The following is a 14311-nucleotide window of genomic DNA, read 5'->3' on the forward strand; positions in this document are numbered from 1 at the left end:
TGCCGCCGGGGTTTTGGCCGAGGTCACGTGCGTGGCTGTTCCCACAACCAGAACTCGATCCCCTGGTCGTCGGCACAATCCGCCGTTCGGCCGTACGGCTGGTTCTCCACCTCTCCCGCCCGGCCGCCCCCCTCGCGCACCCGGCCGAGCGCGGCCTCGAGGTCGTCGACGGCGAACATCAGCTTCCAGCCGGACTGCAGTTCCGGTCCGCCCCACAGCCCGCCGGGCAGGCCGTCGCCCTCGATGCGCCACGCGGTCGGCAGGCTGCCCTGGTTGAACTGCCAGCCGAGCACCGCACCGTAGAACGCCTTGGCCCGGCTGTCGTCAGGCACCTGGAAGGTGAAGTACCCGGCCTCGCCGTGCCGGTACGTGCGCTCCCCGGGCGTTTTCGCTTGTGGCGCGGCCTTTCCGACCAGCCAGCGCTGGCCGTAGGGGTCGCGGATCACCCCGTTCAGCCCGTAGCCGCGGTCCTCGACCGGACGCAGCAGTTCCGCGCCCAGTTCCACGGCCCGCCGCGCCGCGTCCTGCGGATCGGGCACCTCGACGCGCACCAGCGCGCCGCCCTCCGGCGCGACGACATTGCCCAGCTCGGGGAACTCCTCGGCCAGCATCAGCACGCTGTCGCCGATGTCCAGTTCGGCGTGCCCGACCCGGCCGTCGTCCATCACGATCGGCTCGGCTCGGCGTCGTGCGCCGAAGACCTCGACGTAGAAGTCGAGCGCGGCGCGCGCGTCGGTCACGACCAGGTACGGCGTCAGCGCACCCGCTCGGGCCTGCTGCGGCGTGGTTTCGGTGGTGGTCATCTCCGCTCCGTTCAGGATCAGTCGGCGGAGGTCGTCCCGCAGCTGCTCGGCGAAGGCCGGATCGGGGTCGGCCGGAGTCGAAGGCAGTGCGAGCGCGTCGAACGGTTCAGGCATCGCGTCCCTCCTTCTCCTGGTAGCCGCGGCGGAACGCGGTTTTGGCCCGCGTCAGCAACGCCTCCGTCGCGTGGATGGTCCGGCCGAGATGCGCCGCGACGTCGCGCACCGGAAGGCCGTCGACGTACCGCAAGGTGAGCACTGCCCGATGCGAGACAGTCAGCGTTTCGAGCACCTGCCGCGCACGCAGGGCGTCGAGCTGCTCGTCCCAGGGATCCTCGACGTCGCATCCGGCGTCGTGCACGAGCCGCAGCCCGCGCTGTTCCCGTTCGGCGCGCCGCCAGTGGTCGGCCAGCTTGTGCCGGGCCACCCCGATCAGCCAGGGCGTGCTCACCGGCGGCGCGTGCTCCTTGCGGCAGGCGGCGACCGCGCCGAGGAACGTCTCCGACGTCAGTTCCTCCGCCAGCACGCGGTCGCCGCACCTCGCGAGCAGGTAGCCATAGACCTCCGGCAGGGCCTTCTCGTAGAGGCCGAGCAGCGCGAAGGCCGGGTCTGGCTGCACCCGAGGTTCCGTCACATCTCCATCGTCGTCCGGGAGCGGGGTTTTCCGTCGGTCGAATTCTCAGCGAGGATCGGGAAGTTTGCGAGCCAGCCCGCTCACGAGCAGCGCCAGCACCGCCAGAATCCCGATGACCAGCACGAACGCACCCTGGTAGCCCATCGCGCCCGGCACGCTCAGGCTGGCGAACAGGCTCCCCAGCACCGCGACTCCCAGTGCCAGCGACGTCTGCTGGGTCGTGGTCAGCACGCCGCCGCCGACCCCCGCCAGGTCGGCGGGCACCCGGGACAGCACGACCCGGAACAGCGTGCTCATCGCGAGCCCGTTGCCGACGCCGATCAGCACCATCGCCGGGGCCAGCTGCCAGATCGACAGGTCGGGCCAGTCGAGCAGCGCGGTTCCGGCGAGCGCGAGCAGCCCGACGGCGAGGATCACCCCGCCGATCGGCACGATCTTGCGGCCGAAGCGGGCGACGAGGCGGCTGCTGACCAGCGAGGTCGTGAAATACGCGACGGCCATCGGGGTCAACGCCAGCCCGGCGCCGAGCGGGCCGAGGTGCAGGCCGTTTTGCAGGGTCACCGCGTAGACGAACATGAACGAGCCGAAGGTGCAGAAGAACGGCACCGCGACGGTCAGGCCGTGCCGCACGCTCGCGGTGCGCAGCAGGGCAGGCGGCAGCAGCGGGGTGCCGCCCGCGGCCTCGAGGTTTCGTTCCGTGCGGGCGAAGCCGAACGCCGCGAACGGGAAGATCACCAGCAGCGCGATGCTCCACCACGGCCAGCCGAGCGCGCGGCCCTCCATGATCGGGATCAGCAGCGACAGCAGCGAAACGGCCAGCAGCACGGTGCCCCAGCGGTCGACGCCGAGCGGGTTGCTCGCCCGGCTGTCCGGCACCGTGCGGCGCGCGAGCAGCAGCCCGACGATCCCGATCGGCACGTTGACCAGGAAGATCGGCCGCCAGCTCAGGTCCCACACGTTGGCGGCGACCAGCGCGCCGCCGAGCAGCTGGCCGACCACGGTGGCGATGCCGCCGGTCGCGCCGTACATGCCGATCGCGCGCGAGCGGCGTTCGCCGGAGGTCCCGGCCTGGATGATCGACAGCACCTGCGGCAGCAACAGCGCCGAAGCCGCGCCCTGTGCGACGCGGGCGATGACCAGCGTGGCGGCGTCCGGGGCGACGCCGCAGGCCAGCGAGGTGAGCGTGAACAGCGTGAGGCCGAGCAGGAAGAGCCTGCGACGGCCGAAGGTGTCGCCGAGCCGTCCGCCGAGCACCAGCAGCACCGCGTACGCGATGCCGTAGCCCGCGACGACCAGTTCGAGCGTCGCGGTGGACGCGTGGAGGTCGGTATCGATGGTGGGCAGGGCGACGTTGACGATGAAGAAGTCGATGATCGGCAGTGCCGCCCCCAGCAGCACGGTGATCAAGCCGGCGGACGAGAGGCCCGTCCTCTCCGACGTCCCGACAGCGGCGGTGGCCGTCGCCGGGGCAGTGGTGGTAGTCGTCATGAGTACTACGTTCCGCCGCCGCAAACCCTGGTACCAGGTGTGCTTCTATCCTGGTACTGGGACTACCTGGTAACAGGCTCGGCGCTGTGCTTACTTGGTACTCGTGACCAGTGGCATCGAAGACCGCCTGCGCCGGACCGAGCTGGGGGAGTTCCTCCGCAACCGGCGCGGACGCATCACGCCCGAGCAGGTCGGCCTGCCGCTCGGCGGCCGCAGGCGCACGCCGGGGCTGCGCCGCGAGGAGGTCGCGCAGCTCGCCGGGGTGGGGGTCACCTGGTACACGTGGCTCGAACAGGGCCGCGACATCAACGCGTCCGAGCAGGTGCTCAGCGCGATCTCCCGCACACTCCGGCTCGACCCGCACGAGCACGTGCACCTGTTCACCCTCGCCGGCGCGCCAGAGCCGGTGACCGAGAAGAAGCACTGCTCCGCGATCACCCCGTCGATGCAGGACATGATGGTCCAGCTGGAACCGTTCCCGGTCGCGGTCCGCAACGCGCGCTTCGACGTGCTCGGCCACAACGCCGGCTACGACTGGCTGATGGGCGGCGTCGACGCGATCCCGTACGAGGAACGCAACACGCTCGTCCAATGCCTGCTCAATCCGCAGTGGAAAGAGCGGATGGTCGACTGGGAGCAGAATGTGCCGCGGATGGTCTCGTCCTTCCGCGCGGCGATGGCCGAGCACGTGGGCGAGCCCGGCTGGAAGTCGCTGGTCAAACGGCTTCGGGCGGAGTCGCCGTGCTTCGAGGAGCTGTGGAGCCAGCACGACGTGAACACCGAGCTGGCCAAGAGCAAGCGCTACCTGCACCCGGACGCGGGCCTGCTCACTTTCGACTTCACCTACCTCTACGCCGGTCGCCGCTCGGAGATCCGGATGTCGGTCTACACCCCGGCGAACGACGAGACTCACGCGAAGCTGCTGGAGTTCGTGCCCAAGACGCGGTAGTGCAGGTGGGTCACGCCCTCGCCAGGCGTGACCTCGGGCGTGCCGAGTCGCACCGGGCCGAAGCCGAATTCGCCGAAGAACGGCACCCCGCCGCCGAGCAGGACCGGCACGAGGTCGATCCGCACCGCGTCGAGCAGCCCTGCCGCCAAGCACTGCCGCGCCATCTCGCCCGCGTTCACGCCGACGTCGCGGCCGTCGGCCAGTTCTTTCGCCCGTGCCACCGCGACCTCGATGCCCTCGGTGACGAAAGTGAACGGCGAGCCCTCCCAGCCGGCAGGCACCTCGTGCGTCACCACGACCACCGGCCCGCCGAACGGATGCGTCCCGCCCCAGCCCGAGGTCAGGTCGAACAGCCGCCGGCCGACGAGCAGCGCCCCGGTCGACTCCAGTTGCGCACGCATGACCTTCGCGCTCGCCGGGGACATGCGCAGCGAACGTCCCGGCTGCGCGGTCGGCACCTCCTCGGTGCCGCTGCCCAGCCAGCCGAAGAGCAGATCGAACCCGGATTCGCCCGGCCCGGCCACGAACCCGTCCAACGACATGCTCGCCCCGGCCACTACCTCGCCCATCACTGTCTCCTTTTTCGCCGTTTGCCTGATGAACGGAGCCGGATCAGAGTTCTCGACATACCGCGCCGCGCGTAGTCCGATCCCGCGCTTCACGACGGACGCGCCCGCCCGGCTTCCCCGGTAGCTTTCGCACCATGCACTACTGGTGGCGGGCGCAGAACCCGTGGTTCGGGCGGGTGTTCCGGACCTTCGTGGTGCTCGCCTTCGTGCTCGGCGGCTCCAGCGCGTCCGGCCGCTGGCAGCACGCCACGCATCCGCTGAGCCCGCTCGGCGCCGCCTGGCTGGCCGCGACCGTGCTCACCTTGCTGCTCGTCCACCGGTACCCGCTGCCGCTCTTCGTGCTCACCGCGGCCTCGGCGTACGCGTACTACCTGTCGCCGGAGCCCGGCGGCCCGGTGATCATCGTCCCCACCATCGCGCTGTTCGTGCTTACGCGGCGGAAGGGCCCGGTGGTTGCCGGAAGCACGGGTGCGGCGGTGCTCGTGGGGGCGTACGTGGTCCACATCATCACCGCGCAAACGTTTGCAGTCAGCGCCTGGGCGCTGTTCGCCGTGGTCTGGATGGCCGCCGTGATCGGCATCGCGACCGCGGTCCGGTTCCAGTTCGCCGCCGTCGCCGCCCGGCGCGAGCAGGCCGACGAGCACCGGCACCGGATGGCCGAGCAGGAACGGCTCCGGATCGCCCGCGAGGTGCACGACGTCGTCGCACACAGCCTCGCGATGATCAACGTCCAAGCGGGCGTCGCCGCGCACGTCGCGGACCGGCGGCCGGAGGAGGCGAAAGAGGCGCTGCTCAACATCAAGGCAGCCAGCGCGTCCGCGCTCAACGACCTCCGCGCGACGCTCGCTGTGCTCCGTTCCGGCGAGAACCGCGCGCCCGCGCCGAGCCTCGCGCAGGTCGACGAGCTGCTCGACCACGCGCGCGCCGCCGGATTGGCAGTCGAACTGCACGGCGAAGCCGGCGAGCTGCCCGCGCCGGTGGACGGCGCGGCGTACCGGATCCTTCAGGAGTCGCTCACCAACGTCGTCCGGCATGCCGACGGGGCACAGCGCGTCGAGGTCCGGTTCGAGCGGAAGCCGGGCACGCTGGTCTTGATCGTGCGCGACGACGGCCGCGGCACCGTCCAGCCGACGCCCGGACACGGTCTGCGCGGCATGCGGGAACGCGCGACCGCGCTCGGCGGCAGCGTCGAGGCGAGCGTCACCGGGCAGGGTTTCCAGGTGCGGGCGGAACTGCCCGTGGAGGGGGAGAAATGACCATCCGCGTCGTACTGGCCGACGACCAGGCCCTGGTCCGCGCCGGATTCCGGCTGCTGCTGGACACCGAGGACGGCTTCGAGGTGGCCGGCGAGGCGAGCGACGGCGAGCAGGCCGTCGCACAGGCGGTCGAGCACCGGCCCGACATCGTGGTGATGGACATCCGGATGCCCGGCACCGACGGTCTCGAAGCGACCCGCCGGATCACCTCGCACCCCGACCTCGGCGGGGTGAAAGTGCTGGTCCTGACCACGTTCGACGTCGACGAATACGTCTACGAGGCACTCCGCGCCGGGGCCAGCGGGTTCCTGCTGAAGGACACCGAACCGGTCGAACTCCTGCACGCGCTGCGCGTCGTCGCGGCGGGGGAGGCGCTGCTCGCGCCGACCGTCACGCGCCGGTTGATCGCCGAGATCGTCGGACGGCCGGAGCACCGGCGGATCGACACCTCAGCCGTGCAGGAGGTGACCGAACGCGAACGCGAGGTGCTGGCGCTGGTCGCGGGCGGGCTGTCGAACGACGAAATCGCCGCCCACCTGGTGATCTCCACGGCGACCGCGCGCACGCACGTCAGCCGCATCATGACCAAGATCGGCGCGCGCGACCGGGCGCAGCTGGTGGTGCTCGCGTACGAATCCGGCCTCGTCACCCCGCGCCGCGGCTCGCACGAATGAGCTAAGCCGGGAGTGTGAGTTACGCCGTGTCGGTGAACGTCGTCCCACCGTCGCACGCCTTACCGGAAGAGCATCACTGCTCAGCGAGGGGTGTGGCGGAAGGAGTTCCCGTGGCGTGGGAGATCGTCGTGGTCGCCGCGCTGGCCCTGGTTTTCCTGGTCCGGCTGGTAGCGCAGCTCCGGCGGAGCTGACGGACGCCGGCGCGGCGGCATCGCCCGGCGCACCGGCGGCTCGGCGGTGCGGTCGACGGCTGATTCGACAGGACGCGCCCGGTGCGCGCCCCCGTTCGCACGCGGCGGCATCGCGCGCGGCGCGTCGTTCGGCGGCGGAGCTCCGTTCCTCGGCATCCGCCCGTTCTGCACCGGACGCGGCCGGGGCGCCGGACGACGCGGCGGCAGCGGTTCGGCGGGAATCTTCGGGATCTCAGCGGTCACTTCGGCGTCCTCGACGAGCTGAGTCGTTTCGCCCGGAGTTTCGACCGGCGGTTCCACCGGGGGCTCAGGCGTTTCCGGCGCGGGCGGAGGCGGCTTCGGCTTGTGCGACAACCGTCGCGCCAGCGAGTGGCTCGGCCGTTCCACGAACCGGTAGCTCAACTCGACCACCCCGAACACCGCCGGGATCACGATCAGCAGCGCGATCGGCAGCGGCACCGCCGGGCGCAGCAGTTGCAGCAGCACGAACGTGACCAGCATGTGCAGCAGGTAGATCGAATAGCTGCGCTCGGACAGCATGGTCCAGATCTTGCGCTGCTTCAGCCGGTCCTCGGCGAACATGCCCATCAGGAAGCAGGCGACGGCGAACGCCAGCGCGAGGTTGTACGAGCTGTCCACCCGGCCGACGTTGATGACGTCCGCCAGCACGTACAGCGACCAGGCGCAGCCGCCGTACAGCGCGCCCGTCCAGAGCGGGATCTGCTTCTTGGTCGTCGCCCAGACGACCTGGCCGATGACCATCGCGGGCAGGTACGAGACGTTCACCGCGAACAGCGACCACGACGGTCCGAGCTGGGACCGGCTCATCATCACCACGAAGATGAAGGTCAGTTCGACCGCGATCGCGAGCCACACCCATCGGCGCAGCAGCGGCAGCACCGCCATGAGCAGCAGGTAGAAGATGACCTCGACGATCATCGTCCAGGCCACCGGCACCAGCACGATCTGCGGGTAGATCAGGTAGTTGACCAGCGTGGTGTTGGTGAAGACGGTGAGCGGGTTCAGCGTCTGTGCTTGGCCGGTTGACGGCGGGTGCAGATTCACCAGCAGCAGGAACGCGGTCAGCAGCACCACGAACAGCATCGGCGCGTAGACCCGGATGAACCGGTTGAGCGCGAACCGGCCGGTGCCCTGGCGCAGCGCGATCGGCGTCACGACGAAACCGCTGACCAGGAAGAAGAACGGCACCGCGATCTGCCCGATGCCCTGCTTCGACATGTGCATCGGATCGCTCGTGAGCGCCTCGATGAAGTCGACGTACGGGGCTTTGTCGTTCTTCGCGATCACCCACGGATGGGCGATGTGGCTGTAGAAGACCAGTAGCGCGCCGAGGCCGCGGCCGATGTCGATGAAGACGATCCGGGTTTTCTTCGCGGGCGCGGACGCAGGGTCGGCCAGGGCAGCGGAATTCGGCTCGGCCAGCGTGCTCACCCCCGTCTTCCGCTACCGACAACCTCGTGAAGGTTACCGCCTCGCACACCCGCCCCGGACGTACTCCCCGCAATTGGCGGTAAGCAGGGGATTAGTCACAACACCCGTTCTGGCCTCGGATTATGCGGTCGCCAGGTACGATCAGGCAGGAATTCGTCCGGTTTCACGCTAGGTAGTTCAGGAGTTCGGGGAGCGTGCAGCAGTCCAGTCTCGGCGGTCCCGTCGAGCCTTCGCCGACCCTGCGCGCCGCTTTCCGCCAAGCCGCCCCCGCGATCAGCCTCTACCTGCTGTTCCAGCTCGTCGCGTTCGGCGTGCTGTGGATGATGAGCTGGAAGGCCGACGTGTCGCCGGGCCGGTTCATCGACAACTTCGACGCCAACTGGTTTCTCTCGGTCGCCCAGCACGGCTACGACCAGCCGGTCGTGCACGGTGCCGACGGGCTGCCGGTCGAGAACAGCCTCGTGTTCTTCCCGCTGTACCCGGCGACGGTGGCGCTGCTGACCCTGGTCGGGATCCCGCCGCTGGCGGCCGGGATGACGATCTCGCTGCTGGCCGGGTGCGCGGCGGCGTGGGGCCTGTTCGTGCTGGGCCGCGACCTGGCCGGACCGCGGGTGGGCCTGCTGGTCGCGGTGCTGTGGTCGATCGGGCCGGGTTCGACGGCACTGCATCTGGCGTATTCGGAATCGCTGCTGATGGCGCTCGTGTCCTGGACGTTCGTGATGCTCGCGCGCCGCGAATGGCTGGTCGCGGGCGGGTTCGCGGTGCTGGCCGGGCTGACGCGGGCGAGTTCCGGGGCGTTGATCGCCGCGGTCGGCATCGCCGCGCTCATCGCGGTCTTCCAGCGGCGCGACGGCTGGCGGCCGTGGGCAGGCGGGCTGATCGCACCGCTCGGCCTGCTGGGCTACCTCGGCTACGTCTGGATCCAGACCGGCCGCCCGGACGGCTGGTTCTGGCTGCAGAACGCCTGGCAGATGCACTTCGATTTCGGCGTCTTCACCTGGACGCAGGTCCGCGAAGGCCTCACCTCGGACAACGCGAGCTGGATCACCGTCACCGCGCTCGTCGTGCTCACCGCGGTGGTGCTGCAGTTCTGGACCTGGGCGACGAAGCTGCCGTTGCCGTGGCAGATCTACGGCACGCTCACCGTGGTGATCGCGCTGTGCTCCTCGAACTTCTTCCAGTCCCGCGCGCGTTTCCTGCTGCCGGCGTTCGTGCTGACCGTGCCGGTCGCGCTCATGCTGGCGAAGCTGCCGAACCGGGTGCTGGCGGTGCTGCTGCCGGTGATCACCGTCGGAAGTGCCTGGTACGGCGCGTTTCTGCTGACCATCGCGCACGTGGCACCGTGAGGCGCCACGTGCGCGATCAGGTCAGGGCGCCAGCCACAGCGTGACGAATTCCTTCTCGTCCGCTTGAGCGGTGGCGATGATCGCCGAATCTTCGAGCACCTGGTCGGACGGACCGTCGTCGGTGACCACCTTCAGCGTGTAGCCGAACGAGCGGTACCCGGCGAGCACGGCGGCCGGGTCGTCGCCCAGTTCGGCGATCGCGCCCGGGTCGAACTCGCACACCACGTGCGGCCGGTCGCGGCGCAGCACCTCGGCCAGCCCCGCCAGCGCACGGTGGTCGCGGCCCTGCAGATCGACCTTTACCAGGCTGATCCGCTGTTCGGTCACCTCGGGCACGGAATCCAGCCGCACCGCGGGGACCTCGACGCCGGAACCGTCCACGGTGACCCGGTTGTCGCCGCTGTTGCCGGGGGTCGCCTGCGCCAGGTGCACGGTGCCGGGCTCGTCCCACGCGGCCGACTCGACCACGGTGACCAGCTCGCCCGCCGCCGCGGGCAGGTTGACCTCGACGTTGCGGCGCAGGTACGCGGCGTTGACCGGGTCGGCCTCCACCGCGATCACCCTGGTCACTTCCGGCGTGGCCCGCAGCAGCCGCAGCGTGTGGTAGCCGACGTGCGCGCCGATGTCGAGGAACGCGCCGTCCGCCAGCGAAGCCATCAGCTCGGCCTCGCTGTCCTCCCAGGACCGGTGGAACAGGATCCACGGCAGCATGACCTCGTCGACCGGCATCAGCAGCGCGCCGACGTCGCACTGGACGACGTCCGCCCCGCGCGGCACCGGAGCGTGCCGGAGCCGCGCCGCGTCCCGCATCGCGCTGACGTCGAGGGTCACCCGCTGGATGGCCTTCTCGTCGGCGTCGAGCCGTTCGTCGCGCCGCGCGAACATCTTGTGCACGGTTCCCGCGGCGGCTTCGACCTCCGCGCCGACGCCGTCGTAGCCCTCGGCCAGCTTCGCCACGTCCGCTTCGAGATTGCGCAGCGCCAGGTCCGTTTCCGGAGCCTGCCGGCGCAGCTCGTTGACCGTGCCGCGCAACGCTTCGAGCCGTTCGCCGAGCGTGCGCGTGGACAGCGCGGCCCGGCGCGATTCGTCGATGTTGCGTTCCAGGCCTTCGATCCGGTCCAGCAACCGCCGGTTGCTGTCCTCGGTCGCCGCGAGCAGCGCACCCATCACCTGGCGCTGGTGCACGTCGTAGTGGTCGATCGCGCGCAGCACCGCCTTGCGCAGCGCGGGTGCGAGCGGCAGCCGCGACGGCGCGCTCGCTTCCGGACGCCAGCGCAACGCCTCGGTCGCCTGCTGCAGCGGGCTGAGCGGGTGCTCCGGTGGCGGGGTCGCGGCGCGCTGCCGCTCCTGCCACGTCTCGTGCGCCTGCTCCAGCTCACGCCGCATCCACTCGGCCGCGGTCGCCATCGACCGTTCGCGCAGGACGACCTCCCGCGCGCGCCGGCCGCGAGCAGTCGCCTCGTCCGGATCGTCGGCGATCTGCACCATCGCGGCCGCGGCGGCGTTCAGATCGGGCTCCGCCCAGACCGCGTCGGCGTGGTACGGGTAGTTGCCCTCGCCGACCGGCACCAGCCGGTACGGGATCGGCCAGCCGGTGGACTCGTCGAGGAATTCCGTGGTGCTGGAGTAATCCGTCGAAATCACCGGCATCGCACGGGCCATCGCCTCGGCGACGGTGAGCCCGAAACCCTCGCTGCGGTGCAGCGAAACGTACGCGGTGCTGGTCTCGTACAGCTCGTGCAGTTCGGCGACGCTGAGGTAGCGCTCGACCAGTTCGATCCGGTCGTCGCCGCGAACGACCGCGCGCAGCCGTTCGGCGGCCTGCGGGTGCAGCTTCGCGTTGATCGCCTTGACGGTGAGCCGGACGTCCTCGCGCCCCGGGAACGCCCGCTGGAACGCTTCTACTGCGCCCCAAGGGTTTTTGCGCTCCGCGACGCTGTTGAAGTCGAACGCGAACAGGAACCGCACCGGCTCGCCCTTGTCGCGCGCGGGCGGCGAAGGCTCGCCCGGATCGCGCACTGGCACCGGGATCGTCTTGACCGGGATCGTCGAATGCGCGGCGAACGCGCGGCGGCAGAAGTCGCTGACCGTCCAGACCTCGTCGAGCATCCCGAACGCTTCGTGCTGCCACTGCGGGAAGTCTTCGAGTTCCCACGCCCACAGCCCGATCCGGTAGCGCCCGGCGCCGACCTCGGGGTGGTTGGTCAGGATCGTGCGCGTCTGGTCCGCGTTCACCGCGAACACGCTGACCGGGAACCGCGGATCGCCGACGGTCGCGGGCCGCTCGATGCCGGTGCGGTTCGAGACCGCCTTCTCCTCCAGCACGGTGGCCACCGGCACACCGCCGGTTTCGATCGCCTCGAGCACGATCCGGCCCATCTCGCCGAGCCCGAGCTCCGCGGTCAGGTAGCCGAGCAGGTTCACGCCGAACTCGTCGTGCGGCGGACGGGTCGAGACCGGTTCGGACGGCAGCGCCCACTCCGGCAGCCCGGCCTCGGAGACGCCGGACCCGGCGCACCAGTGCCGGAAGCCGTCCGCGTCGTCGCCGTAGGGGTGCGGGAACGCCATCTGCAGGTCGATCCGCGACGCCCAGATCGCGTGCGTCAGCCGGTTCAGCCCGGCCGCGGCCTGGCCCTGGTCCTCCGGCGTGGCGAGCCATTCGCGCAGCGCGAGCCCGCCGTCCTCGGCGTACGCGTGCGGCGGCGCGGGCTTCTTCTTGCGCTCGGCCTTGATCCAGCCCTCGCGGAAAACGCGCCGCGCGAGCTTCGGCACCGGCGTGCCGTCCTGGAAGTCCTTGAAGCCGTACGGAATCGAGTCGAGCGACTCGGCGTACCCCGCTTCGCGCAGCTTCGTGCCGTACGAATCGCAGATGGCGCGAAGGTCGTCGTTGTGCGACAGCAGAACCCGCGGCTTGCGCGCGCAGTGGAAGCTGAGCAGCCACGGCTTCTCCGGCCGGTAGCCGCTGAAGTGGAAGAACCGCAGCTTCGCGCCGCCCGCGGTCAGGGCGCCGTCCTTGTCGCGGCCGATCGGCCGCTCGTGGAGGTTCCAGTACGCGACGTCGAATCCGGGGTCGGTGACGACGTGGTGCCGGAACAGCGACGGCACCTGGTCGACCCAGCGCTGGTCGGTGAACAGCTGCTGCTCGGGCGCGACGATCGCGTCGTGGCGCAGCCTGCCCGCCCAGAAGTCGAGGAACGGCCCGGCGCCGCGGCCGACGCCGATGAAGCCGAGGTTGAACATGCCGGTGCCCATGATCACCGCGTCGTCCGGCTCCATGCCGTCCTGCGGCAACGGGGTCAGGAAGTGCGGCGCGAGCACGATGTCGTGCGTTTTGGCGAGCTCGGCGACCTCGGGGATCGGCGCGAACAGCTCGATGTCCGGGTCGAGGTAGATCGCCGCCTCGGACTCTTTGAGCAGCTCGCGCAGCAGGTACGGCTTGACCGACGTGGCGAGTTCGGTGACCGAGTAGGCGGTCGCCATCCGCAGGTAGTCGTCCTCGTCGATGCCGAACGCGGCCGGGCCGACGACGGTGAGTCCGTCGCCGGCCCGGTCCGACTGATCGCGCGGGGCGTCGATGACCGCGATGACGAAGCGGCCGCCCGGATGGTGCTCGAGGTAGGAGCGGGCCAGCACGCGCGCCGCGGGCACGTAGTTGCGGGCGACGATCGTGCAGGCGGTGGTCCCGGGCTCAGGCATCGGCGGTCAGCACCGTGAGCTGCTGGTTCAGCGCGGTGGTGAAGTCGGTGGAGGTCTGGCTCTTGCCGGACACCTCGACGCGGACGACCACGTTCCCGTGCGCGTAGTGCCCGCGCGACTGGGCCGACTGGCCTTCCTTCGCGTCGATCGAGGTCGCGTACACGCCGTTCGGAGCGGTGGTGTCGCGCTTGGCCCCGTTCGTGACCTGGACCTCCATCAGCTTCTCGGCCGCGGTCTTCGCCGCGGTCGGGCTGCTGGCCTGGGCGAGGAACAGCGTGATCAGGTTGCCGTCTTCGAGGTGGTACACGACGAACTTGACCTTGGACACGCCCGCCGCCTGGTAGGCGCTCAGTTCCTGCGGGTTGAGGTACTTCAGCGTGTCGACCTGCGAGAACGACGTGATGTCGTCGTGCGTCTCGGCCTTGCCCGGCATGGTCGCGACGCCGAGCGGGTCCGGCGGCTTCGGGGCCGAGGACGGACCGGGCTGGTGCTGCGCGGTGGTCTGCTCGGTGCCGCCGCCTCCGCTGTCGCGGCCCCACAGCCAGTACGCGCCGAACGCGATGCCGGCCAGCACGATGACGGCGCCGACGATCGCGCCGATCTTCTTGCCGTTGCTCTTCTTCGGCTTGTCGCTGAAGTACTCCGGACCCTGGCGGACCCATTCGGAGTCGCCACCGGACGGGCCGAGCGGCGGGAGATCGCCGCCGCCCCACGGCGGGGTCTGGTCGCTCTCGGCGGCGTTCCACGGCTGCTGCTGCGGGAAGCCCCCGGGCGGCGAGGACGGCGTGCCCTGCGGGAACCCGCCGGGCGGGGAGTAGTGCGCCTGCGGCTGGTGCTGCTGCGGCTGCACCACCTGGGTGCGCTCGGGACCGGCGTCCGCGGGCGGCTGCTGGGTCTGCCACGACTGGACGACCTGAGTGCGCTCGGCACCGCCGTCGGCGGGCGGCTGCTGCGGAGCCTGCGGCTGCTGCTGCGGGACGCCTCCAGGCGGGCTGACCGGCGCGATCACCTGGGTCGAGTCCGCGCTCTGGTTCTGCGGCGGGGCGGGCTGGTCCTGCTGGCCGACGGCCGAGGACAGCACCTGATCACGCCGGATGCGATAGTCGTCCGCGGACAGTCGCCCTGACGCGAGCTCCTCGTCCAGCCGGCGCAGCTCCTCCTGCCAGGACACCAGGGCCCCCCTTATCTGTCGGCATGGCGACGGTCAATGCGTCGTCGCTACCCGATTGTGTGTGACGACGTGGACATTGTGCACG

General features: G+C 70.5%; 11 protein-coding genes. 4 read left to right on the forward strand and 7 right to left on the reverse strand.

All coding sequences use genetic code 11. From position 1 onward, the window contains the following. Positions 1-23 precede the first annotated feature (23 nt). The 3 genes from WA670_RS04730 to WA670_RS04740 are packed head-to-tail and all read right to left on the reverse strand — an operon-like array spanning position 24 to position 2922. Positions 24-917 (reverse strand): VOC family protein, encoded by an 894-nt coding sequence (locus WA670_RS04730; RefSeq protein ID WP_275291109.1) that lies wholly within the window; start codon positions 915-917, stop codon positions 24-26. Next, on the reverse strand, positions 910-1434 hold the full coding sequence (locus tag WA670_RS04735; RefSeq protein WP_037806918.1) for an RNA polymerase sigma factor: 525 nt from the start codon (positions 1432-1434) through the stop codon (positions 910-912). The genes WA670_RS04730 and WA670_RS04735 overlap by 8 nt, the downstream gene beginning before the upstream one ends. Before the next feature lie 45 nt (positions 1435-1479). After that, positions 1480-2922, reverse strand: a complete 1443-nt coding sequence (locus tag WA670_RS04740; RefSeq protein ID WP_275291110.1) for an MFS transporter — start codon at positions 2920-2922, stop codon at positions 1480-1482. 103 nt (positions 2923-3025) lie between these two features. On the opposite strand from WA670_RS04740, the gene WA670_RS04745 reads away from it, so the two are divergent. Then, complete coding sequence (locus tag WA670_RS04745; RefSeq protein WP_037806921.1) at positions 3026-3871, forward strand: helix-turn-helix transcriptional regulator; 846 nt, start codon at positions 3026-3028, stop codon at positions 3869-3871. On the opposite strand, the gene WA670_RS04750 is transcribed toward WA670_RS04745, so the two are convergent. Next, positions 3832-4440, reverse strand: a complete 609-nt coding sequence (locus WA670_RS04750) for a dihydrofolate reductase family protein (RefSeq protein WP_336156994.1) — start codon at positions 4438-4440, stop codon at positions 3832-3834. The genes WA670_RS04745 and WA670_RS04750 overlap by 40 nt on opposite strands. Before the next feature lie 134 nt (positions 4441-4574). On the opposite strand from WA670_RS04750, the gene WA670_RS04755 reads away from it, so the two are divergent. Beyond that, entirely contained in the window at positions 4575-5696 is a 1122-nt protein-coding gene (locus tag WA670_RS04755; protein WP_336156995.1) for a sensor histidine kinase, read from the forward strand. Further along, positions 5693-6370, forward strand: coding sequence for a response regulator (locus tag WA670_RS04760; RefSeq protein WP_037806926.1), 678 nt, complete (start codon positions 5693-5695; stop codon positions 6368-6370). The genes WA670_RS04755 and WA670_RS04760 overlap by 4 nt, the downstream gene beginning before the upstream one ends. 80 nt (positions 6371-6450) lie before the next feature. Here WA670_RS04760 and WA670_RS04765 read toward each other — a convergent pair whose 3' ends face one another. Next, positions 6451-8013, reverse strand: coding sequence for an acyltransferase family protein (locus WA670_RS04765; RefSeq protein WP_336156996.1), 1563 nt, complete (start codon positions 8011-8013; stop codon positions 6451-6453). Positions 8014-8207: 194 nt separating this feature from the next. On the opposite strand from WA670_RS04765, the gene WA670_RS04770 reads away from it, so the two are divergent. Then, complete coding sequence (locus tag WA670_RS04770) at positions 8208-9359, forward strand: glycosyltransferase family 39 protein (RefSeq protein ID WP_238603647.1); 1152 nt, start codon at positions 8208-8210, stop codon at positions 9357-9359. A gap of 21 nt (positions 9360-9380) precedes the next feature. Here the strand turns inward: WA670_RS04770 and WA670_RS04775 are convergent, their stop codons facing one another. Together WA670_RS04775 and WA670_RS04780 are read right to left on the reverse strand one after the other, a co-directional pair. Next, the gene (locus WA670_RS04775) at positions 9381-13055 is read right to left on the reverse strand and encodes an FkbM family methyltransferase (RefSeq protein ID WP_336156997.1); all 3675 of its coding nucleotides are present in this window, start codon (positions 13053-13055) and stop codon (positions 9381-9383) included. Continuing rightward, positions 13048-14226 (reverse strand): hypothetical protein, encoded by a 1179-nt coding sequence (locus WA670_RS04780; RefSeq protein ID WP_134727998.1) that lies wholly within the window; start codon positions 14224-14226, stop codon positions 13048-13050. Before WA670_RS04780 ends, WA670_RS04775 begins: the two co-directional genes overlap by 8 nt. Positions 14227-14311: the final 85 nt, after the last annotated feature.

This window comes from Amycolatopsis sp. VC5-11 (assembly GCF_037034185.1).
Taxonomy (GTDB): domain Bacteria; phylum Actinomycetota; class Actinomycetes; order Mycobacteriales; family Pseudonocardiaceae; genus Amycolatopsis; species Amycolatopsis nivea.

Coding starts and splice junctions, on each gene's coding strand:
- WA670_RS04730 (WP_275291109.1), bottom strand. CDS start 917: ATGCCTGAACCGTTCGACGCGCTCGCACTGCCTTCGACTCCGGCCGAC.
- WA670_RS04740 (WP_275291110.1), bottom strand. CDS start 2,922: ATGACGACTACCACCACTGCCCCGGCGACGGCCACCGCCGCTGTCGGG.
- WA670_RS04750 (WP_336156994.1), bottom strand. CDS start 4,440: ATGGGCGAGGTAGTGGCCGGGGCGAGCATGTCGTTGGACGGGTTCGTG.
- WA670_RS04755 (WP_336156995.1), top strand. CDS start 4,575: ATGCACTACTGGTGGCGGGCGCAGAACCCGTGGTTCGGGCGGGTGTTC.
- WA670_RS04760 (WP_037806926.1), top strand. CDS start 5,693: ATGACCATCCGCGTCGTACTGGCCGACGACCAGGCCCTGGTCCGCGCC.
- WA670_RS04775 (WP_336156997.1), bottom strand. CDS start 13,055: ATGCCTGAGCCCGGGACCACCGCCTGCACGATCGTCGCCCGCAACTAC.